Here is a 22,411-nt window from a genome sequence, read left to right on the forward strand (position 1 = left end):
TACGAAGTTAGTCGGGCAAGGGGCATCACGCAAGGCCTGGTAACGGTTTAGGGAGATTTTAACGGCAGGTTAATTTTTTCAGGGCGGGCGCGCGGGTGCAAGGAAGGCTTGAAGGAGCGGTGGGAATAACCAAGCTCCCGGGCTACACCTCCGAATTCAGGTTGAAACCCGTAACATTTCTTCTCTTCAAGTCCCTGAAGGTGACTAAATTACCACAAGACCAAAGCACCAATAGACCAACAAGCCAACAGACCAAAACACCATGCTCCGCCTCTTCCCCCTGCTCCTCCCCCTCCTACTTTGCACCTGCGGCCCCGCCCAGGAAAACACTCCGACCGCGCCCCGGACCGGACCGCCGAACGTCGTCATCATCTATATGGACGACATGGGCTTCGGTGACCTGAGCAGCTACGGCCACCCGAATATCCAAACTCCGAACGTCGACCGACTGGCGCGGGAAGGGCAGCGGTGGACCAGCTTTTACACCGCCAGTTCCGTCTGTTCCCCCAGCCGTGGCGCGCTGCTGACCGGGCGGTACCCGATCCGAATCGGACTGGCCGGGCCGCAGAAACGCGTGTTTTTCCCCGACTCCAAAGGCGGGCTGCCAACTGAAGAAATCACCATCGCCGAAATGCTGCAATCAGAGGGCTACGCAACGGCCTGCATTGGGAAGTGGCACCTGGGGCATTTACCGGAGTACCTGCCTACCCGCCAGGGCTTCGATTACTACTTTGGCATTCCTTACAGCAATGATATGGACGGCATAAAGTGGGGGCTGGACTACCTCCTTGGCCCAATGGACACTAGCCTTTGGAAAGTCCCTCTGCTGGAGAACGAAACGGAGATCCAACGGCCAGCCAACCAGTTTACCATCACCAAACGCTACACGGAAAAGGCTGTCGAATTCATCACCGGGCAACGGGACAGCCCCTTCTTTCTCTACCTGCCCCACTCAATGGTGCATACGCCGCTCTTCGCCTCGGAGGCCTTCCAGGGCAAAAGCCCACGGGGGCGTTTCGGCGATGCAATGGCGGAGGTCGATTGGTCCGTCGGTGAAATAACAAAAGCCCTGGAAGAGCTCGGATTGGCGGAAAACACCCTCATAATTTTCAGTTCCGACAACGGCCCCTGGCTCAGCATGCGGGAGCACGGCGGCTCCGCCGGACTGCTGAAAGACGGCAAGGGAACGACCTGGGAAGGCGGCATGCGCGTGCCCGGCATCTTCTACCAACCGGGTTCCGTCGCTCCAGGAACCATTACCGATATGGGGTCCACCCTTGATCTGTTGCCTACCCTTGCCGCATGGACGGGCGCCCAGGCTCCTACTGACCGGATACTGGACGGTTTCGACCTCTCGGCCGTCCTCCGCGAGCGGGCGCCCAGCCCACGCGATCACATGCTCTTCTACCGCAAAGACGAACTCTTCGCCGCCCGCCGGGGCGACTACAAAGCCCACTTCATCACCGCAACCTGTTACCGGCCCGATAATATGCGGGAAGTCCACGCCACGCCCTTACTCTATCACCTCCATCACGACCCAAGTGAGGTCTACGATAAAGCGGTAGAACATCCCGAAGTCCTGGCCGAAATACAGGAAATGGTGGACAATCACTCGCGCACGGTGGTGCGGGTGGAGGCGGAGATGGATCGGCGGTGATAGACCTAACGGGCAACGGTAAACCGCTGAGCGGCACCTTGCTCGGGATACAGAAAATAAGTACCCATCGGCAAACCGACCGGCAGGTCGATCCGGAAACGCCGGGCGTCATTTATAATCCCTCGAGCTACTTGTCGCCCGGCGGCATCGGTAATGGTAAAGTTTCCGCTATCCAGCCCTTCTACGAAAATATGGTCTTGTGCCGGATTGGGGAAGAGGTTCAAAGTCGGTTCGCCAGCGGCCTGCGCCAGAGCTACGATGTTGGAATAGGTAAAGTCCCCGTCAAAGTCGATTTGCCGAAGGCGGTACAGCACCGGGTTGGTTGGCCCCGGTTCGGCGTCGAGGAAATTATAGCTACTCGGGGTGTTAGACGTACCGGCTGCAATAACGCTGCCGATTGCTAACCAGTTGCCAGCAGTATTTTGACGTTCTACAATAAATTGATCGGAATCGACTTCCGTCGCCGTTTGCCAGTCTAACCGGGCAGATTTACCGGCCCAGCGGCCCGTGAACCCAAGCCATTCCACTGGAAAGACGGTAGCGTCGAACTCAGCAAATACCTCTGCGTCCGTAAAGCGGTAGCTCCAAAAAAGGCCGGGCAGCTCCTGAGTTTCGGGCAAACGGTCCAGCGAACCGGCGGTAATCAATTCGTAACTTACGCTTTCCTGGGGGTCATAACCGTCAACCAGTTCTGTCCTGATGACATCATTTACAAATTCGATGTCGTCGCCTTGAGTGGCGACCATTTTACCATAATCTCCGGAGGCAGGTGCGTCGCCAATCTGAAAAACAAGTGTCCCCAGATTAGTAGCCTGGTTGACCCACTCAATTGTTCCGCGTACGGTGAGTGTTCCACCAGGCTCGATGCTCAGACCATCATCCAGGTACAAATAACTGTCTTTCTTACTGAGGGTGACGCTACCACCATTTTGTATGTATAATTGGGCGGTAACCGGCGTGGTGACGAGTAGAACGAGCAGGGTTAGCGAAGTTAAGACCTTCATGGTGCAGCTTTTAATTTATCGTTGGAGTGGAGCGTGTCAGGCACCGGACTAAAAATCCAATGCATCGACCAGGAAGCCGTGGATGAGCACATTGATGGTCGTTTGAGAGGCCAGGTTATTATTGAAAATTACAATCCGGTCATTTGGCCGGAGGATCATGAGCGGGTTTGATTGATCACCCGCTAGGGTGACCAGTTCCCGGTTAGAGCCCACCATGCGCACCAGAGAGTTACTTCTAACGGTGTTGTTTGCGGCCTGCGCGTAAACCCCACAATCAATGCGTTCAAATGTTGAAGTCAGGTTATTGTCTTGTGCCTGTATGCGAGTCACCAGGAAAAACATGCCACTGGGCACCCTGTTGAAGCTGGTAGCACTATCCTCCCACGACTGGAGGTTTACCAGGCCGGGACTGGCAAGTTGGTTGCCAACGGATATCGGACCGGAGCGCCCAACATAAGGTACCGGATTACTAGGCGTACCAGTGCTTTTCTGTTCCGTCAGCGATTTCCACTCCCTCCCGTCGTACCCCTCAAAGTCATCTGAGACCGTGGTGTAGCGAAGGGTGCCGGCGGTAGGGGTCCGGCCATCGTTTGAAATTTTGAGCTTTCCGTTAACGTCAAGTTCCTGGGTGGGGGCGTTGGTGCCTACCCCGACCTGAGCCTGGAGGAAACTGCCCGTTAAGAGGAGGAGGAAAAGGGTAAGCGCGCGCATAATTAGGGACTTTTGTTTGTCTCTTTATGCTGGTTGGTGGGTTAGTGTTACATGGAGGCATAAAAAAAGCGCAGCTCTCGAGAACTCAATATAGGCCTAGACAGAGTAAGGGCATAGCTGTATTTCACCAACTACTTAAGTGAAAAAAGAATTGGTAGCCTCTCAAGGCCACAGGTTCGGAGGACCGTCTCTTGTAGCATGGGGTGCAACCCCATGTTTTCGTTATCCCAATTTTCCAAATCGCAGATTTTGACGGATTGCACAGATTAACGCAGATGGAGAGGAATCTCACGGCCTCGATCTCTGCTCCTTCATCCTTTTTCCTGCACCTGCGCCCCCGCCCTAAATCCGAACACCCCGCAACTAACCACCATTCTAATTACATTTAAGCCCCGAAGCCTAAAACTTTGCACCATGAAACTAGCCGAAGCCTTGCTACTTCGCGCCGATCTACAGCGTAAGATTACGCAACTGACCAGCCGGATCACCCCCGTGCTGATCGTCCGCCGCAACAACAAGCCGCAGGAAGATCCGATTAAGCTGCTGGCCCAGCTGCGGGAATCCGTGACCAAGCTACAGGGGATCATCGTGAAGATCAACCGGACAAACGTGGCGACCCAACTGGCCGATGGACGTACACTGATGGAAGGACTCGCACAACGTGATGCCCTCAAAACATTGCAGACGCACCTACGCACCATCCGGCAAGCAGCGACCATCCACGGCAGTTCGTATTCCGACATGGAAACGACGGTCAGCATCAAGAACCTGCAAATCGAGATCGAACAGACCGGCAGAAGTTTCCGTGAGATCGACAGCCAGATCCAAGGCCTCAACTGGACCACAGAGCTACTAGAATAGGCGAAAGCCGGGGCGGCCAGGGCGTGTACCAGCCCCTTTTATTGGGAAGGTTTTCGGGGCAAATGCAAAATCTTCCTCCTTTTCTGGGCTGCTAGGGTCGCGGCAAGAACTTACCGTTCAGGACCCATCACCAGTCACTACTCAGAAAGGTACTTTTTACTTTTTACATCCAGGTACAGACTGGTCGCCTTTTTACTTATAGTCTTGCTACCCAGGTCCGTTAGCACCCGACTTGAAAAGCATAGTACTTTCACCAATCGCAAATCGAGAATAAACGAACGAAGTGAGCCCCCACGTGCGGTAGCCAATCAAGTATCAACTATCGCCAATCCCATATCGACTATCTCCTCCCTTGCGGTAGCCAAATCGCTTATCACTTATCGCTTACTCGTTATCGCTTATCATCTCCCCACCCGCGAATACTAGTTCTCCCCGCTAATTCTCCCCAATCTCCCTACCTTCGCATTCGGTCAGCAAGTGACCCAGTTTTTACGGATAAACCAACGTATGCGGATCAAAGTAGGAATCTTCTTCGGCGGCCCCAGCCGCGAGCGCGAAATCTCCTTCGCCGGCGGCCGGACCGTCTACGACAATCTCGACAAAGAACTCTTCGAGCCCGTCCCCATCTTTGTGGACAGCTTTCGGAAGTGGCACCTGCTCGACTGGCAGTACCTCTATCGGGGGACCATCCGCGATTTTTTCCCGCCCATTGCCCTGGCGCCGAAGTCGCAACACGGCTTCCAGGTATACCAGGAAAGCCTCGGTCCGCTTGACGAACTTAGCCTCGAGGCCATGGGGCGCAAGGTCGGTCGGCGCATCCGGCGCGACGAGCTGCCGGAGCTGATCGACCTCGCTTTCCTCGCCCTCCACGGCGAGTACGGCGAAGACGGCCAGCTGCAACGAGAGTTGGAGTACGCCGGCATCCCCTACACCGGCTCCGGGGTGGAGGCCAGCGAAATCGGGATGGACAAAGCCATCCAGAAAGAACTTATGTCGGCTAAAGGCTTCGCCTCCCCGGCGTTGCTGGTCATCGAAAAAGGAGACTTCGACGGCAAGCGCGTACAGGAACACTTCGCTACCTGCGAAAAAGAAATCGGCTGGCCAATGGTCATCCGCCCCGCCCGCCAGGGCAGTTCCATCGGCGTCGCCATCATCCAGGAAACTGAAGGACTGGAAAGCTTCGAACGCGCCGTCAACGCTGCCTTCTTCCGCGAACTGCTGCCCCTCAGTGAATACAAAGCCCGCGATGAATACGAACGCCTAGAATATGTCCGCCACCTTTCTGACCTCCGCGACGGCATCGCCTTCCCCATGGACGCCCTCCGCGGCGACCACGAGCTGACCTTATATACGCCCGACGAGTTGCACGAGTACCTCGAAGCCGCCGTCGCCGGTTCCGGGCATCCGCTCGTCGTCTTCACCGGTCATCAAACCGAGCAACGCGTCATCGTCGAAGGCTTCATCAATGGCAAAGAATTCAGCACCATCGTGGTGCGTACGGAAGACGGTCAGGTAGTTGCCCTGCCGCCCACCGAGATCGTCAAGCCCAGCAGCGAGCTCTTCGATTACCGCAGCAAATACATGCCCGGTCGCAGCCGGAAGATCACTCCGATTGAGCTTCCGACGGATCGCATTCAGGCCATCCGCAACGAATGTGAGCGGCTGTTCACAGAATTAGGTTTCGAGGTGTACGCACGCATTGACGGCTTCCACACGCCCGGCGGCGAGATATTCCTCAACGACCCGAACACGACCTCGGGCATGATGCCCAGCAGCTTCTTCTTTCACCAGGCAGCCGAAATCGGGCTCAACCCCAGCCAGTTCCTGACCTTCATCATTCGCATTTCTTTGCGCGAACGCGGGATGCAATGGAAGGACGAAGGAGCCATGGAGGTAGCCGACCTCCTTGGCACCCAGCTCGACGACGCCATCGACGCCCAGCGCGCCGGGGCCACCAACAAAGAACGCATCGCCGTCATCCTGGGCGGAACGAGCTTCGAACGCCACATCAGCGTGGAGTCGGGACGAAACATTTATGAGAAGCTGAGCTCCAGCGAAGGCTACCGACCCGTCCCGGTATTCCTCACTTCCGCTTCCACCCCCAAGATCCCGGAGGGATCAAATCGCTTTAACCCCGGACGGAGCGAGGGAGCGCAGCACCCCGCAGAGTCCGGGGGGAGCGAGGCAGCGCAGCACCCCGCAGAGTCCGGGGGGAGCGAGGCAGCGCAGCGCCCCGCAGAGTCCGGGTCCGCTCCATCCTCTGGAGCCTACGCCCTCTACCAACTCCCAGTAAACCTCCTCCTAAAAGACAACGCCGACGACATCCGCGACAAACTCGTCAAAACCGAGGAGCACCCCGTGGTCGCCGACATCCGAAAAGCCTGCGCCGGCATCACCGCCCGCTTCGCCGACCCCGACGTCGTCTTCCATCCCCGCCAACTAAGCTGGGAAGAACTCCCCGAAGTCGCCGACGGTGTCTTCATCGCCCTGCACGGCCGGCCCGGCGAAGACGGGCAGGTGCAGGCAAAGCTCGAACCTCTCGGCCTCTACTACAATGGCTCCGGAATTGCCAGCAGTCAGGTAACAATCAACAAACACGACACCCTGCTGGCCCTGCGGGAAGCCGGCCTCCCCGTAACGGAGCAGTGGCTGGCAACGGCCGATGAATTCATTGAAGACGAATACGCCTTCTACGACAAGGTCGAACGCCTGTTCGGTTATCCCCTCATTGCCAAGCCGGTCGACGATGGTTGCAGCTCCGCCGTAAAGCTGATCAAGCAGCGCGACGAGCTGCACGCCTACTGCCATCTCACCTTCCGGCCATCCACCCTAGACGAGAACCACTCCCGCCGGGAGATGAAGTTGACGGCCAAGGACGAATGGCCAAGCAACAAACCAAACATCCTCTTTGAGCAGGCCATCGTGGCCGCCGGAGCGGAAAAATTCCTGGAGATCACCGGCGGCATGCTCACGCATTACGGCGTTGACGGCGCGGTGCGCTACGAACTCTTCGAGCCCAGCGAAACGCTGGCCGGAGGGGAAGTCCTCAGCCTCGAAGAAAAATTCCTCGCCGGCGAAGGGCAAAACCTGACACCCGCCCGGATGGCGACGACGGATTACAGCTACGACTATGTCGCAGGTCAGGTAAAAGTGGACCTGGAGCGCGCTGCGCGCGCCCTCAACGTCCAGGGCTACTGCCGCATCGACGCTTTCGTCCGGGTATTCGCTGACGGGCGGGTCGAAACCATCCCCATCGAAATCAACAGTTTGCCGGGCATGACGCCCGCCACGGCCATCTTCCACCAGGCCGCCATTGCCGGCTACCAGCCGGCCGAATTCATCAGCCGGATCCTGGCCTTTGGCAAGGCCCGGCGAGACCGTGGCACCACGGCTCCCGTCGAGGAACAACCGACGGAGAAAGCGACTACCCTTGCGACTCCGGTGGTCACCGAGGCCAATATCCAACCAGTGGAGACACCGGTCGGGTTTTCGGACCCTGCTCCTCAAACCCCTTACTTTGCACCTGCGGCCCCGCCCAGGAAATCAATGGCATTCGATCCTGCTCCCAAGCCTATGAATTATCAAGAACCTGAACAAGAACCAACCCCGTCCTATACTTCCGTGATGGAAGACGGGCCGAACATCAAGAACCGCATCCTCGGCACCTTCAAGAGCCTTGGCCGCATGCTCACCTCCGGTTATTTCTGGAAAAACGCCCTTGCCGCCCTGCTCTTCTTCGTCGTCTGCTTCTTCGTATTACGCACCGCTCTGGGCCTCTATACCTCCCACGGCAGCAGTACCGAATTGCCCAACTTTGTAGATATGCTCCGCCCTGAAGCGGAGGAAGTGGCGGACGATCTTGGCCTCACGCTGAAGTTCGAAAAGGGCGCGTTTGACCCCAACCGGCCCGCTGGCATGGTCGTCTTACAGCACCCTCCTGCGGGTGCAGGCGTAAAGAAGAACAGGTCCATTTACCTTACTATCCTGAGCGAGGATGCACCGATGATTCAACTTCCTGGCCTGGTTGGCAACTACGACTACACGCAGTATACTAACCGACTGGAAAAGTCGGCCGACATTAAATCAAAGATTCGGGAGCAAGTCTATGACCCCAAGCAAGAAGAGAACACTATTCTCCACTTCTTTTACGGCGACCAGAAGATCACCGACGCCGACCTGCGTGCCGGGGTGAAGGTCCCTCAGGGCTCTGAACTTGAATTCGTGGTCACCGTAAGGCAAACCGGGGAGGTTTCCGTCCCCAACATTAAGTGTAAGAGGTTTGGCGTCGTTGAATTCCTTCTCGATGGTTCTGACCTGCTCGTCGGTAAAGTCTACGGCGATGTCTCTGACCGTAGCGAAGCTTATGTGATCCGGACCGAACCACCCGGAGGGAAGATGGTGCCCGTGGGCTCTAAGTTTGATATTTATCTGGCAGAACGGAAGCCGGATGGGTGTGAGTAGCGCGCCTGCGGCGCTGGCGCTTCGCGCTTGTTGCAGGGGCGCTGCGCGCCTTGTTGCAGAAACTCGCTTACGCTCGCGTTGCAGGGGTTGCAGCCCGCAAACAGGCCTGCAAAACGCAACCAGCACGAAGCGACCCTGCAACAACTGCAACCGGAGCGAAGCGACCCTGCAACCCCTGCAACAAGAGCGAAGCAACCCTGCAACCCCTGCAACAAGCGCGAAGCGCCCCTGCAACCCCTGCAAGAGCGAAGCGACTCTGCAACCCCTGCAACAAGAGCGAAGCGACCCTGCACCCCCTGCAACCGGAGCGAAGCGACCCCGCAACCCCTGCAACAAGAGCGAAGCGACTCTGCAACCCCTGCAACCGGAGCAAAGCGACCCCGCAACCCCTGCAACAAGAGCGAAGCGACTCTGCAACCCCTGCAACCGGAGCAAAGCGACCTTCCAACAAGCGCGAAGCGCTAGCGCCTGCGGCGCTACGCACTTTCCAGTCCATTAAATCGTTCTCTTACTCCAAGTGATAACCATGAATGTAAGACTACTACTATCGGCCCTCTTCCTCGGGCTCGTTTTTTCTCCTGTTTTTGCCCAAACCTTCCGCCCATTAGCTGGCTACGAGACCCTGCGGGGACGTTCTGAGGAGGTGTCTCTGCCCCTCCAAAACAAGGTGGATTGTGGCGAATTTGACCTAAGTGCATTCCGGCTGTTCGGCCCGGGCGAAAGCCGGGGCATACGCGTTGGAACGGATACTACGGGGCTGGGCGGCGGAGCCATCACTTACCAGTGTGACGGCTGTGCAACGGCAGCTTTCGGCACGGCAACCGTAACCAGCGACACGTTATTCTACGGCGCGGACGCAGGTGCAGAAATGGGGTTGGACACCTTTCGTATAGCTGCCTGCAACGGTGCAGGCGAATGTGGGCCAACCAAAAGAATCATCGTCCTTGTTCGCAGAGCAAACCAGGACATTGACCTTGGCAACCAGGACATCGATCCGCGTGGCGTAATCGAAGTTGTCGTCCCTGATGGTGGGCTCCCGGGCGGCACCTTCTGCCGAAGCATTGAAAATTGCGCACCGGATTACCCCGGCCGGGGGCAACGGTTCAGTTTCCTGACCGGTCTGGAAGACGGCAATGATTTCCGGTACGTCGCCGCCGGGTACCGGGGTACCGACGCCGTCTGCGTTACCATTTGCAATGAATTCGGCATCTGTGATACTTATCGTACTACTTTTGATATCGACGGGATAACGGCCAACCTTCCCTTCTTCGATGATTTTGCCTACAATAGCAACCGGCCCCGGCCTGACCTTTGGCAGGACGACGACGTGCTGATCAACCGCAACTTTGCCGACAGCCCACCCTCCATCGGCGTAGCGACGTTTGATGCCGTTGATTTCAGCGGGCAGCCCTACCCTCCGGGAAGTGGTGGTGCAACCACGACCATCCGGGATTACCTCACCTCCGTGCCCGTAAACCTACAGGGAGCATCAGGGACCACCCTGTCTTTCTACCTCCAGCCCCGCGGGCTGGGTAACCGCCCGGAAACGCAGGACAGTTTTCTCGTCCAATTTCTTGATCAAAGTGGTAACTGGAACACCGTTTTCTCCCAGGCCGGCCTGCGAACGACGGAGCCGAATAACAGCGACCGGCCGTTTATCGGGACCATCCTAAACATCCCCGCCGAGTACCAGTACTTCGGTTTCCAGTTCCGCTTCGCAGGTAAAAGCAGTGAACAGGGCGCAGTGGACATGTGGCATCTGGACTACGTAAAACTGAGCGAATCGCGTACTTCTTTGGTCGTACCTGACCTGGCTTTCGTTGAACTGCCCGAGTACCTCCTCAACAACTATTCCGGTATACCGCTCCGACATTACCGGGCTACGAATGACGAGTTACTGCGTCGGGATTATAATGTGGCCATCCGAAACTTAAACAATGACGTGCTGAACGTCTCCTCTGGCTCCTTCAATATCCTGACCGAAGTCCCAAACAGCCCGGCGGTAACCAGCCCTGACCTGACCATCTTCTTCCCCGGCAACAATAATGCAATCCCCGGAGGTTCGTTAGAAATCCGAACGGGAGACATCGGTAGTGTACCTGGTGTGGTAGCCGACATTTCCACTTATCTCAACACTATCGCTAACCCTGACGAACCGTTCAATCTACTGACGCTGTATGGCATGTCGGTAAATAACCAGGACAATGGATTTGCAAACGGAGGACTTGTCCGGAATGATACGGTGGTTCAAACCACCACCTTCAGCGAATACATGGCCTACGACGACGGCACCGCCGAGGTCACCCTCGAAGGCAACAACGGTACGACCATCCTGCAACGCTACGATGCTTTTGTGGAAGATTCCCTGAAGGGCATCCGGGTACGGATTCCACGGGGGCTGCGGTCTTTGGGCAGTCAGGCCCTAAGACTGGTCGTCTACACTGGCACCGATGTGCCGGAAATACTCGTAGGGACTTATGATTTCCCGATCGTTTACGCGGAGGATTTTCACTTGGACAGCCTCCAGGGTTACACCACCTACCTCTTGCCCGAAGCGCTTCCGCTGGAAGTCGGAACTTACTTCGTTGGCTGGGAACAGCTGCGCTCAGATGCCAACATCGGTATCGGTTTTGATCGCAATAGTAGACCAGATGGCGTACAGTTCTTCAATAATGGCAACGGTTGGACGCCAATCACCGGCACCACCACCGGGGCCATCATGATCCGCCCACTGCTTGCTGGTTTTGAAGGCTTTCCAACAAGCACCTCCGCGCAGACTTCCGCAGAAGACCTCGTGGACGTATTCCCGAATCCGACCAACGGCACCTTGCACCTGCGGCCGCGCCAAATTGCCGGAACCGGTCCGTTAAATTATCGCCTTTACTCCATCACCGGGGCCTTGCTCACTCAAGACCGGGTCAACGATCAAATCGAGCTGGGCCACCTGCCCGCCGGTATTTATATTTTAGAGGTCAGTAACGGGACGACAGGGAGCCGGCATAAGATTGTGCGGCAATAGCAAATCATGAACCGATACCGCCCGCTGCTTTAGTCGCCAGACTAACTTTTGCCGACCTGGCCAGGCAAAAGAATTCATCGGGTGACAGAGGTTTCTTCATCCATTTCACCAATTACGTTGTTATTCCCAACTAAACAGCTAGTATTATGGACGCAACAGTTCAGGAAATCAAAGAGCGCGAAGCCGCCGGCAAAAAGGACTATATACTCCTCGACGTACGTGAAAGCTACGAACGCGACGAATTCAACATTGGTGGCATGCATATTCCGCTCGGCGAAATAACTGCTTCATTCGAAAAGCTGGCATCCCATAAAGACGAAGAAATTGTGGTTTACTGCCGCAGTGGAAAGCGCTCAGCAATGGCCCAGCACCTGCTACAGCAGTCCGGGTTTTCGAATGTTCGGAACCTGGAAGGGGGGATGATGGCCTGGCAGTAGCAGCTCCGCTGCTATCTCCGTCGCATAACCTGCGCCTCAAAGCCAGCCTTCACGATCTTATCGGCCAGTTGTTTAGCTTCTGAAAACCGGTTGGATTGTCCGGCGAGCGCTACGGCGTAAGTACCCCGATTAAATTTTTCGACGGAGCTATCGTTAAAGCCGGCCTTTTTTAGTCGGGCAACCCGCTGCTCTGCGCCCGCCCGCTGCCGGAAACTGCCGGCAATGACGAGGTAGCGGCCAGTGCCGTTAGGTTCACCTACGGTATTTGGCGTAGTTGTATCGATTTCGTCTTCGTCTGCCTCCGCCGCCGCCCGGGCTTCTGCCGCACGGGCTTTACGGGCAGCTTCCTGGAGTTCCTCTAACTCTGCAGCCCGCTTTTCAGCGTCCGTCATTTCATCCAGCGCATTTGTAGGGGTAGTGCTCGTGGGCTCAACTGGTGTTTCTGATTGAGCGGCAGCGTCATAATCCGTAGTAGCCCCAATGTCTGTAGGCGTAGGCTCATCCGCATAATCTGCTTCGTTAAGCACGATGGGATTATTACCCCTAAGGTTGTCTTGTTCTACCGTTTGTAAGGCTTTGTAGAACAGAAAACCTAGTGCCAAAAGACAGCTAATTAGGATGATCGGTATTAGAATTGACGTGTTTTTCATGGTAATGTATCTGTTAAAATCCCAAAAATCATGGCCCAGGAGGCAATACCAGGCTAGTAAAGTGCATTTTTGCTATATCACGGTTAAACACGCTACAGCGCGATTCGTACATCGAAAGTACACAACAACTTTTCGATAGCACGAATTACCGTAAAGAATTGTTCAAGTGTTTGCTTTTTGGAAAGACCATTTTCGAGGGCACCCGGTTAGGGTGCCCTCTTTTTTTGGTCGCTTCGCTCGCGTTGCAGGGGTTGCAGAAGTTGCAGAGGCGATATCCGAGCGCCGCAACCGGAGCGAAGCGACCCTGCAACCCCTGCAACAAGAGCGAAGCGACCCTGCAACNCCTGCAACCGGAGCGAAGCGACCCTGCAACCCCTGCAACAAGAGCGAAGCGATCTTGCAACCAGAGCGCAGCGACCCTGCACCCCCTGCAACAAGAGCAAAGCGATCTTGCAACCAGAGCGAAGCGACCCTGCAACCCCTGCAACAAGAGCGAAGCGATCTTGCAACCAGAGCGAAGCGACCCTGCAACCCCTGCAACAAGAGCAAAGCGATCTTGCAACCGGAGCGAAGCGACCCTGCAACCCCTGCAACAAGAGCGAAGCGATCTTGCAACCAGAGCGCAGCGACTTTAAACCATTACCTTCGTCTCACGTTCGGCAATAATGCCAACGACACTTCCTACCTCCATGCATCATTCTTCGCCCGAGGACCCGACCGGTGAAAGCCGCAAAGAAGACCACATCGAGCTGGCCTTTCGCTCTCAGGTAGAGGCGATGGAAATAGATCGTCGATTCGACTATGAACCGTTGCTTGCCGCTCATCCCGATCCGGGATCTTTACCCTCCGTTTCCTTTGGGGATAAAAAGATGAAGGCGCCGCTGTGGGTTAGCAGTATGACGGGCGGAACGGAAAAAGCCTACACCATCAACCAAAACCTTGCACAGGCTTGTGCAGAATTCGGATTAGGGATGGGACTGGGTTCCTGCCGGCCATTATTATATGGTCAGGAGCGACTGAAGGATTTCGATATTCGTCCGCTCACTGGAGATGATGTACCCTTGTTTGCTAACCTGGGTGTGGCACAGGTACAAGAAATGGCCGATGCTGGACGCATGGAAGAAATTCGCCAGATGTGTGATCTTCTTCGGGTAGATGGCTTAATACTGCACATCAATCCACTTCAGGAAGCGATGCAACCGGAAGGGGATAAATTTACGGTCCCACCGCTGGAGACTGTACGGGAAACCCTGCGGGCTTTGCCTGGCTTAGCCGTCATTGTTAAGGAAGTTGGGCAGGGCATGGGCCCACGCAGCTTAGCGGGTTTGCTGGAGCTGCCTTTATTGGCCATCGATACGGCAGCCAACGGCGGCACGAATTTCAGTAAGCTGGAGCTTTATCGGGCAGATGACCTGAGTCGGGCGGCTTACGGGCCCATTGTTCGGGTTGGCCATACGGCTAACGAGATGGTGACCATGATTAATGACCTGGTGGCGGGGCCGCAGGTGCAGGGAAAATTGAAAGAGCAGGGGCTCAAGGTCCGCTGCGAGCACCTCATCATCAGTGGGGGGCTACAGAACTTCCTGGACGGCTACTACCTCACCAAAAAGTCGTCGCTACCCGCAGTGTACGGACAGGCGTCGGCGTTTTTGCGCTACGCGCGGGAGGATTATCCGACGCTTCAGCGCTATGTAAACACTCAAATCAGAGGCCTGGAGCTGGCGGAAGCTTATCTTCGGCCCCGCTTATGAGGAAAAACCCGTTGCAAGTAGTGAATACAGACAAGAAAAAAATCAACGGCTTCAGTAAGAAGACCAAAGCAGAACGACGGGCATGGCTGGTCGAAAATTTCCTTCAGCCCGGCCAGGGAGGGGAGTTCCTTCGTTTTGACACTGCCGACGTAGCCCTACAGGGGGTCATCGACAACTTTAGTGAAAATACGGTGGCCAATTTCCCGCTGCCGTTCGGCGTAGCGCCAAACTTCGTCGTTAATGGCACGACTTATGCCGTACCCATGGTGATCGAAGAATCCAGTGTAGTGGCGGCGGCTTCCGCCGCTGCGAAGTACTGGATGACCCGGGGTGGTTTCCACGCCGAAGTCGTTGCCGCCGAGAAACTCGGTCAGCTGCACTTCCGCTGGAGTGGCAGACCAGAGCGCAGAGCGGCGCTTTTAACCGGTCTTTGTACCCGCGTCCGCGCCCAAACCCTGCCCCTGACCGAAAGAATGGAGAGCCGGGGCGGCGGCGTCCGTGGTATCCGCTGGAAGCACCTTCCCGAAGTCAGCCCGGATTGCTACCAGTTGCTCGTCAGCTTCGGCACTGCCGACAGCATGGGCGCTAACTTCATCAATACCGTCCTTGAAGCCTACGGTCAGGAACTCCGGCGGTGGGCCACCGACTCCCCTGAACTCAACGACGACGAGCGGGACCTGGAGGTCATCATGGCCATCCTGAGCAACCATACGCCCAACTGCGTGGCCCGTGCCTGGGTCAGCTGTCCCATCGAAAGCATGAACCTGCCCGGCAGCGGAGTAGACGCAGCGGATTTTGCCCGCCGCTTCAAATATGCCGTGGACATTGCCCGGCAAGATCCTTACCGTGCCGTTACCCACAACAAGGGTATTATGAACGGCGTCGACGCCGTCGTGCTCGCTACGGGCAATGACTTTCGCGCCATCGAGGCGGCCTGCCACGCCTTCGCCGCCCAAAGCGGCCAGTACCGCAGCCTGAGTCAGTGTCGGATCGACAACGATACGTTCCACTTTGAGGTCAGTCTTCCACTTGCCCTGGGTACCGTTGGTGGTCTGACCAAACTCCATCCGCTGGCCAATATTGCCCTTGATATCCTTGGCCGCCCCGGCGCTCACGAACTGATGGGCGTAATGGCTGCCGCCGGTCTTGCGCAGAACTTTGCCGCGCTGCGCAGCCTGGTTACTACCGGCATCCAGAAAGGCCACATGAAGATGCATCTGCAAAACATCCTGTCTTCCTTCGGTGCTACGCCCGAAGAACGGACTTCAACAGAAACGCATTTTGCGGGAAAGACGGTGAGCCACCATGGGGTTCGGGGGTATTTGGAGGACCTTAGGGGGTAGGAAATGCTTACTACCCGTCAGACGGACTTTTCCGTTTTAGCTCCTTCGTCGCAAACGGAAAAGCATCCGTCGGACGGGAGGCTCGGCCGTCCGACAAATTCTTTTGGCCCGGCAAAGCCGGACAAAAGTTTGTCTGTCGGCTAGTGGGCCATAACTAAATGGTTTTGGTACCTATTCTACGTTTAGAACCTCTTCAAAAAAGCCTTCACGTCTCCCACAGAACTTAAGCGAAACACCTCCTTTCCCAATTTCCGTTGCTCTTCCAGCACCCGCAAAATCCCTGGCCGGCGGGTAATATTGTACCGCATTACGTAGTGCAAAAAATGTGCATCAAATCGCTCAGGGCATTCTGGGGCGGAGCCCGGGCGAACTTTACCGTGATGTTGCAAGGTACGTTTGAGTACACGCCAGAGACACAGCCAGGTGGGGCGGTCAACGAAGACGACGGCATCCGCCCTGGGCATACGGTACTTGAAAGTACCGGAGAAATTCCCATCCATGATCCACCGGTCGCGGGCGGCGAGCTCTTCCACGGTCTTGGCCCAATCATCAGGTTTTGGTTCTTTCCAACCGGGGAAGAAGTATTCCTGATCGAGGTGGATGACGGGCAGGCCGGTCTGCACTGCCAGTTTACTGGTCAGGGTAGTTTTGCCGGAGCCGGAGCAGCCGATGATTAGGATGCGGTTCATGCTGACGAAGGTAATATGCAGTTGTACAAAACTATGTTTTATGGTTAAAGCGTTACCTTAATATTAAATCATTCACGTGGTCGCTCAAGAAAGCATCTTAGACAGAGTTTTCCATATTCTGGCAAAAGCACCTTCCCCGGAAGAGATTCTTGCTATTCATACGACCGAAGAGGAAAACCAGCGTCTTGAACAGTTAGCTTTGCACAGCAAAGAAGGAAAACTCTCGGTCAATGTACAATCCAAGAACAGACAAATGGGACTCGCACTTTGGGCTGGGTCAGTCCGGCGAGTTAATTCCACTCTCAGATGAGAAGTTAAGTACAATACTTTTATTGCGCTTAAACGATGATGAGACTAAAGTTTTGAGAAAAATTTTGATTGATGGTGGCGTCAAATTAGCCCCATAATTCAACAACCTGAATTTTAGCCTTTCGTCAATGCAAACCCAAACCTTCGGCATACGCCACCACGGCCCCGGTTCCGCCCGCCGCCTCCGCGCGGCGCTCGATGAGTACCAGCCCGATCTGATCCTGATCGAGATGCCGGCGGATGCGGATAAGGTACTTAGGGAGATCGTCAGCAACGGCCTGCGGCCGCCGGTTGCGCTGGTGCTGTATGATGCCAAGGACATTGAGCGGGCCAGTTTCTATCCCTTCGCCTCCTTCAGTCCCGAGTACCAGGCGATCGACTGGGCAGTGGAACACGCCGTCGACGTATGGCCCATCGACCTGCCCGCCCGCCATTACCTCGCTGAAAGGGCCGTGAACGTCCCCCCTACCCTCTTCGCTACCGAAGCGCCGACGGAAGACGAGCCCTCCGAATTCCCAGGAAAAACGAAAAAACAACTCCGTGCCCAACTCCGGCGGGACCCCCTGGGCCTGATGGCAGAACTGGCGGGCTACGACGACAGCGAAAACTGGTGGGACGCCACCCTGGAGCGGGGCCACGAAGACTCCCTGGCCGTCTTCTCCGCCCTGCTTGAAATGGTCGGTGAGCTTCGGCAAACTTTCCCCTCCGCCTCCGACGAGGAGAACGAGCGGCGGGAAGCCTTCATGCGCGGCGAAATCCGCAAAGCCATGAAAACCGGAGCTGAGCGCATCGCCATCATCGTCGGTGCCTGGCACGGCCCCGCCGTGGCGGATGTACTTAAGCATAAAGCTGCGACCGACAAAGCCCGGCTAAAGGGCCTGCCTAAAGTTAAGATCGCAGCAGCCTGGGTTCCGTGGTCGTACCCGCGCCTGGCGCGGGCAGGCGGCTACGGTGCGGGCGTTAAAAGCCCCAGTTGGTACCAATTACTCCACGACTACCCCAAACAGGCCGTAAATCGCTGGATGGCCACCGCTGCAAAACTCCTCCGGGAGGAAGGCTTTGACGCCAGCCCGGCCATGGCCACCGAGGGCGTTGCCTTGGCCCAGATGCTGGCGACCCTGAGGAACCACGAGCTTCCCGGTATCCAGGAATTGGAACAGGCATTGCTCGGCACGCTGGCCGCAGGCCGGCCGGAGCGGTTGGCCGTCATCCACGAAAAACTGACCATCGGCACGACCGTCGGCTTCGTTCCGCCCGACGTCACCACCGTTCCGCTGCTGGAAGACCTGAACCGGGAGCTGAAGAGCACCCGAATGGCTAAGCTCTGGGAAACTGCCGGCGAGCAATACCTGAAGGCAACCAAGACCAATCCCAGGGGCGGCATCGACCTGCGGGCACCCAATGACCTACGCAAAAGCCACCTGCTGCACCGGCTCAACATTCTGGAGATCAACTGGGGAAAGCTACAGCCAAGTGGCCCCGACAGCCTCAGCAGTTTCAAGGAGATTTGGTTGTTAGAATGGCAACCGGAATTCAGTCTTTACCTCATTGAACGAGCCAGCTATGGCAATACGGTTGGCGTCGCCGCTGGCAGGTACGCGACCGAGAAGGCGGCAGATATGCGCACCGTTCGCCCCCTCGCCCAACTTACCCTTGATTGCTTACGAGCCGACCTTTCGGAGGTTGTCCCCGCCTTGATGGATCTGCTCCGGCACCGGGCAGCGGAGACGACCGATATTGCGTCGTTGCTGGCGGCGCTACCCACCTTGGTTTCCACCAGCCGTTACGGCGATTCCCGCAAAACCGACACTACCGCGTTGTTGCTGGTTATCGATGAACTATTGCCCCGGCTAGCCGCCGGGCTGCCGGCCGCTGCTACAAACATCGACGATGAGCAGGCCAGCGAACTATTGAAGCATGTAGCCTCCGCCAACTACGCCTTGGCGCAGTTGGAAAACGAAGAGCATACGGACATTTGGACCGGCGGTCTGCAGCGAACGGCCCTGGCCGGAGGGGTGCATCCACTGCTTCAAGGGCATGCCGTACGACTCTTGTATGACTACAATATTATCGATAACGAAGAGACGGCCCGGCGTTTTTCCCGCTCCCTGTCCGTTGCCAACGGCGCTCACCCCATTGCGCAGTGGCTAAGTGGTTTCTTACACGGCAGCGGCCAATTACTCTTTCATTACCCGCCGCTCTGGGCGCTGGTTAACGACTGGGTCGCGGAGCTGGAGTGGGCGGATTTCGAAGAGATTTTACCACTACTCCGCCGCACCTTTGCCGACTTCAGCGTATTTGACCGGCAGCGGTTACTGCGGCTGGCACGTAAGGAGGAGACGCTGGCGGATCCAGCAGGTGCTGAGAAAAATTCTGAAGCACCATCAGGCGCGGCCGCAGGTGCAAAGAAAAGTAAAAAAGCAAAGGACGCAGTGACGGACGTTGCGCCCACGAAGGACCTCGTAGAGGCTTTATTGGACTGGATGGGGTGAAAAGAGAATAATGGAATGAGAGAATGGGGGAATAGCTGCCGCTGTTGCCCACTCCGGGAGCCTGCGGCCTCGTTCGCACTCGGACTGAAAGTCCTCGACCGAGGCCTTGCTCCTTAATCCCTTTCCCTTACACCTGCGGCCGCGCCTAAGCCCCTGCCTTAATGGCATCAAAAGCATCGTACCCACTCCGCAACCGCGCCACGGTTTCTTCGCGACCAACGGCTTCCAGCATTTCGAACGCATCCGGGCCCTGCACGGAGCCACTGAGCGCTACGCGGAGGATGGGCAAAACGGCTCCGAAACCCAGTCCGTTCGCATCCATAAAGGCGACGACGGCGGATTTGATGGCGGCGGCAGTCCAGTCTTCGTGTGTGGCCAGCAGGTCGGCTAATTGATCAAAGGTGGCGCGATTATCCGGTTTCCACTTTTTGCGAATGGTCTTTTCATCGTAGTCCGTTACCGGTTCCACGAAGAAGCGGCCCTTCTCGAAGAAATCGGGAAGCAGCTGCACCCGCTCTTTCAGCAAGCCCGCAATTTTAGTCGCTTTAGCCGGAGATATTTCGTGTCCCGCAGCGGCAAATTGGGCTGCGACCATTGGAGCTAGGTCCTCGTCGCTGGTGGCAATGAGGTACTGTTGATTGTACCACTTCCCCTTTTCGATGTCAAAGCGGGCACCGCTTTTATTGATCCGTTCGAGGTCGAAAGCAGTGACCAATTCGCTCAGCGAGAAGATCTCTTGTTCGGTACCGGGGTTCCAGCCCAGGAAAGCCAGGAAGTTCACCAACGCCTGCGGCAGGTATCCGTCCTCCCGGAAGCCTGCGGCTGTTTCACCTTTCGCTTCATCGTGCCAAACCAGTGGAAAGACGGGGAACCCGAATTTGGCCCCATCCCGCTTACTCAGTTTACCCTTACCGTTGGGGTTCAACAGCAGCGGCAGGTGAGCGAATGCCGGCATGGTATCCTCCCAACCAAAGGCGCGGTACAGGAGCACATGCAGTGCCGTGCTGGGCAGCCACTCTTCGCCACGGATAACGTGGGTGATCTCCATCAGGTGATCATCTACAATATTGGCCAGGTGGTAGGTCGGCAAACCATCGGCCTTCATGAGCACCTGGTCTCCGAGTTCTTCGGTCTGAAAACTGACGTTCTCCCGCACGTTGTCCTTAAAAGAAACCGTATTGCCCGAATCGATGCGAAAGCGGATCACCTGTTGGGTTCCTTCGGCCAGCAGGGCTTTGGTTTCTGCCTTTGGCAAACTGAGGCTATTACGCATGCTCATTCGGGTGCTTGCGTCGTACCGGAAGTTGTGGTTTCCAGCAGCTTTTTCGGCTTCCCGTCGGTCGTTGAGTTCTGCTTCCGTATCGAAAGCGTAGTATGCGCTGCCATTGTCCAACAGCTTTTTCACGTACTCGGCATAAACTTCCCGGCGCTCACTTTGCCGGTAGGGACCGTAATTACCTCCTTTTTGTGGACTTTCATCAGGTGAGATTCCACACCACTCCAAGGCTTCCATAATATAAGCCTCTGCCCCTTCAACGTAGCGCTTTTGGTCCGTATCTTCAATGCGTAGCACAAAAACGCCACCAGTTTTGCGCGCTAAAAGGTAGTTGTAAAGGGCTGTCCTAAGACCACCAATATGGAGTGGACCGGTTGGCGAGGGGGCAAATCGTACACGAACGGGATTCATGGCATTGTAATTAAGAAAAGGGCTGAATAATAAAATTATATTTGGCAAGCAGCATTATGAACAGTAAATACGTTTTTTCGTTAGACAGTTCGAACGCTAAAGCGCGCAAAGGTAGCTGATTCGGTTTGCAATCACTAGAATCTGCTTCCAAATGCCCTCTTCGCCTCGGCTAACGCGCTGACTTTGCCGGAAGTTTTTTTTCATGGGCCGGTAACACGCTTTTAAACCAAGACATTCAAAATACAAAGCACCTATCGATACGCAATCTCTGGATTGGGAGGCAACTTCTTTTTCTGCTGATAGCGTTCCAACAATGAATTAAACCCAAAAAATTGTCCCGAACATGTATTTGATTAAAACACCAAGAGTAATTCAAAAGCTATTCCCTAGTTTTCACTGGCGCGTAGAAGCCACGGATAATCCCGTCATCTACCTGACCTTTGACGACGGTCCCATCCCCCAGTTAACTCCTTGGGTACTGGAACAGCTTGCTCACTTCAATGCTAAGGCGACTTTCTTTTGTGTTGGAAATAACGTCCGTCGTTACCCTGAACTACTGACCCAGACATTAGCTGCCGGTCATTCCGTGGGCAACCACACCATGCATCACCTCGATGGCTGGAAATCTGACAATGTTCCTTACTTCCACGACGTACGTCATTGTGCTCTACAAGTAAAAAGTTCGCTTTTCCGCCCACCCTATGGCCGGTTGAAGCCAGCTCAGGCTCAGTTCCTTACCCGTCATTACGAAGTAGTGATGTGGGACGTCCTTTCCGGTGATTTTGACCCCGAGCTGACCGCAGAAGACTGCTACCAGAACGTCGTCCGTAACGCCAGCCCAGGCAGTATTGTCGTTTTCCACGACAGCCTGAAAGCAGAAGATAAATTACGGAGTATCCTTCCCCGCCTACTACAATACTATGCAGACCTCGGCTATCGCTTTGAAGCGCTTACGCCCGAGCTGCTCGCGCAAAAAGATGGCATAACCGCTAATACGCCTCAACTACAGACGGCGTAACCGACCTATACTTTTTCCTGATAACTCAATATTTTTAGTATCAGCCGTGCTTTCCACTGGGAGGCATGGCTGGTCTTTTTTTTGCAGGGGTTGCAGGGGTTGCAGGGGTTGCAGGGGTTGCAGGGGTTGCAGAAAAAAATTGCCTCAGGCAATTCAAGCAAATTGTTTCAGCATTTTTTTCAAAAGAATTTGTCAAAAACAAGCGGAGCAGGTTCCCTGATGCGGTAGCTGCAACCTGCAACACGCCGAAGGCGTTCTGCAACGGGAGCGAAGCGACCTCTGCAACAAGGAGCGGTAGCGACTGGCTGTAACGCGCACGAAG

Annotated in this window: 16 protein-coding genes; 11 read left to right on the top strand and 5 right to left on the bottom strand. The window is 55.8% G+C overall.

All coding sequences use genetic code 11. The features are described from left to right. Window positions 1-262: 262 nt before the first annotated feature. The gene (locus B036_RS0101710) at window positions 263-1,657 is read left to right on the top strand and encodes a sulfatase family protein (RefSeq protein WP_020566953.1); all 1,395 of its coding nucleotides are present in this window, start codon (window positions 263-265) and stop codon (window positions 1,655-1,657) included. Window positions 1,658-1,662: 5 nt separating this feature from the next. Here the strand turns inward: B036_RS0101710 and B036_RS31510 are convergent, their stop codons facing one another. Both B036_RS31510 and B036_RS0101720 read right to left on the bottom strand, forming a co-directional pair. Beyond that, complete coding sequence (locus tag B036_RS31510) at window positions 1,663-2,661, bottom strand: T9SS type A sorting domain-containing protein (RefSeq protein WP_020566954.1); 999 nt, start codon at window positions 2,659-2,661, stop codon at window positions 1,663-1,665. A 48-nt stretch (window positions 2,662-2,709) separates the two neighbouring features. Next, window positions 2,710-3,372, bottom strand: a complete 663-nt coding sequence (locus tag B036_RS0101720; RefSeq protein WP_020566955.1) for a hypothetical protein — start codon at window positions 3,370-3,372, stop codon at window positions 2,710-2,712. A 414-nt stretch (window positions 3,373-3,786) separates the two neighbouring features. Here B036_RS0101720 and B036_RS0101725 point away from each other — a divergent pair, with 414 nt between their 5' ends. The 4 genes from B036_RS0101725 (at window position 3,787) to B036_RS0101740 (ending at window position 12,150) form a co-directional block, all read left to right on the top strand. Next, window positions 3,787-4,233, top strand: coding sequence for a DIP1984 family protein (locus tag B036_RS0101725; RefSeq protein ID WP_020566956.1), 447 nt, complete (start codon window positions 3,787-3,789; stop codon window positions 4,231-4,233). A gap of 507 nt (window positions 4,234-4,740) precedes the next feature. Further along, complete coding sequence (locus B036_RS27680; RefSeq protein WP_020566957.1) at window positions 4,741-8,694, top strand: PASTA domain-containing protein; 3,954 nt, start codon at window positions 4,741-4,743, stop codon at window positions 8,692-8,694. A gap of 526 nt (window positions 8,695-9,220) precedes the next feature. Beyond that, window positions 9,221-11,713, top strand: a complete 2,493-nt coding sequence (locus B036_RS0101735; protein ID WP_020566958.1) for a T9SS type A sorting domain-containing protein — start codon at window positions 9,221-9,223, stop codon at window positions 11,711-11,713. Window positions 11,714-11,859: 146 nt separating this feature from the next. Further along, complete coding sequence (locus B036_RS0101740; protein WP_020566959.1) at window positions 11,860-12,150, top strand: rhodanese-like domain-containing protein; 291 nt, start codon at window positions 11,860-11,862, stop codon at window positions 12,148-12,150. A gap of 11 nt (window positions 12,151-12,161) precedes the next feature. Here B036_RS0101740 and B036_RS0101745 read toward each other — a convergent pair whose 3' ends face one another. Beyond that, on the bottom strand, window positions 12,162-12,800 hold the full coding sequence (locus B036_RS0101745; protein WP_020566960.1) for an SPOR domain-containing protein: 639 nt from the start codon (window positions 12,798-12,800) through the stop codon (window positions 12,162-12,164). Window positions 12,801-13,465: 665 nt separating this feature from the next. Between B036_RS0101745 and B036_RS0101750 the strand changes: the two genes are divergently transcribed. Continuing rightward, window positions 13,466-14,551 carry a beta/alpha barrel domain-containing protein gene (locus tag B036_RS0101750; RefSeq protein ID WP_020566961.1) on the top strand — a complete coding sequence of 362 codons (1,086 nt, stop codon included), beginning with the start codon at window positions 13,466-13,468 and terminating at the stop codon, window positions 14,549-14,551. Then, a complete protein-coding gene (locus B036_RS0101755) occupies window positions 14,548-15,894 on the top strand; it encodes a hydroxymethylglutaryl-CoA reductase (protein WP_020566962.1) in 1,347 nt (448 codons plus the stop codon). Before B036_RS0101750 ends, B036_RS0101755 begins: the two co-directional genes overlap by 4 nt. A 182-nt stretch (window positions 15,895-16,076) precedes the next feature. On the opposite strand, the gene B036_RS0101760 is transcribed toward B036_RS0101755, so the two are convergent. Next, complete coding sequence (locus B036_RS0101760; RefSeq protein ID WP_020566963.1) at window positions 16,077-16,583, bottom strand: isopentenyl transferase family protein; 507 nt, start codon at window positions 16,581-16,583, stop codon at window positions 16,077-16,079. Between the two features lie 230 nt (window positions 16,584-16,813). Here B036_RS0101760 and B036_RS33850 point away from each other — a divergent pair, with 230 nt between their 5' ends. Both B036_RS33850 and B036_RS27685 read left to right on the top strand, forming a co-directional pair. Then, complete coding sequence (locus B036_RS33850; protein ID WP_020566964.1) at window positions 16,814-16,990, top strand: hypothetical protein; 177 nt, start codon at window positions 16,814-16,816, stop codon at window positions 16,988-16,990. Window positions 16,991-17,020: 30 nt separating this feature from the next. Continuing rightward, the gene (locus B036_RS27685) at window positions 17,021-19,384 is read left to right on the top strand and encodes a DUF5682 family protein (protein WP_020566965.1); all 2,364 of its coding nucleotides are present in this window, start codon (window positions 17,021-17,023) and stop codon (window positions 19,382-19,384) included. Window positions 19,385-19,529: 145 nt separating this feature from the next. Here the strand turns inward: B036_RS27685 and gltX are convergent, their stop codons facing one another. Then, window positions 19,530-21,071, bottom strand: coding sequence for a glutamate--tRNA ligase (gene gltX / locus B036_RS0101770; RefSeq protein WP_020566966.1), 1,542 nt, complete (start codon window positions 21,069-21,071; stop codon window positions 19,530-19,532). A 343-nt stretch (window positions 21,072-21,414) separates the two neighbouring features. Between gltX and B036_RS27690 the strand changes: the two genes are divergently transcribed. Further along, window positions 21,415-22,089 (top strand): polysaccharide deacetylase family protein, encoded by a 675-nt coding sequence (locus tag B036_RS27690; protein WP_020566967.1) that lies wholly within the window; start codon window positions 21,415-21,417, stop codon window positions 22,087-22,089. 65 nt (window positions 22,090-22,154) lie between these two features. Beyond that, window positions 22,155-22,400: a hypothetical protein gene (locus tag B036_RS33365; protein ID WP_020566968.1), complete on the top strand. Its 246-nt coding sequence runs from the start codon at window positions 22,155-22,157 to the stop codon at window positions 22,398-22,400. Window positions 22,401-22,411 lie beyond the last annotated feature (11 nt).

The organism is Neolewinella persica DSM 23188, from assembly GCF_000373105.1.
GTDB classification, from domain to species: domain Bacteria; phylum Bacteroidota; class Bacteroidia; order Chitinophagales; family Saprospiraceae; genus Neolewinella; species Neolewinella persica.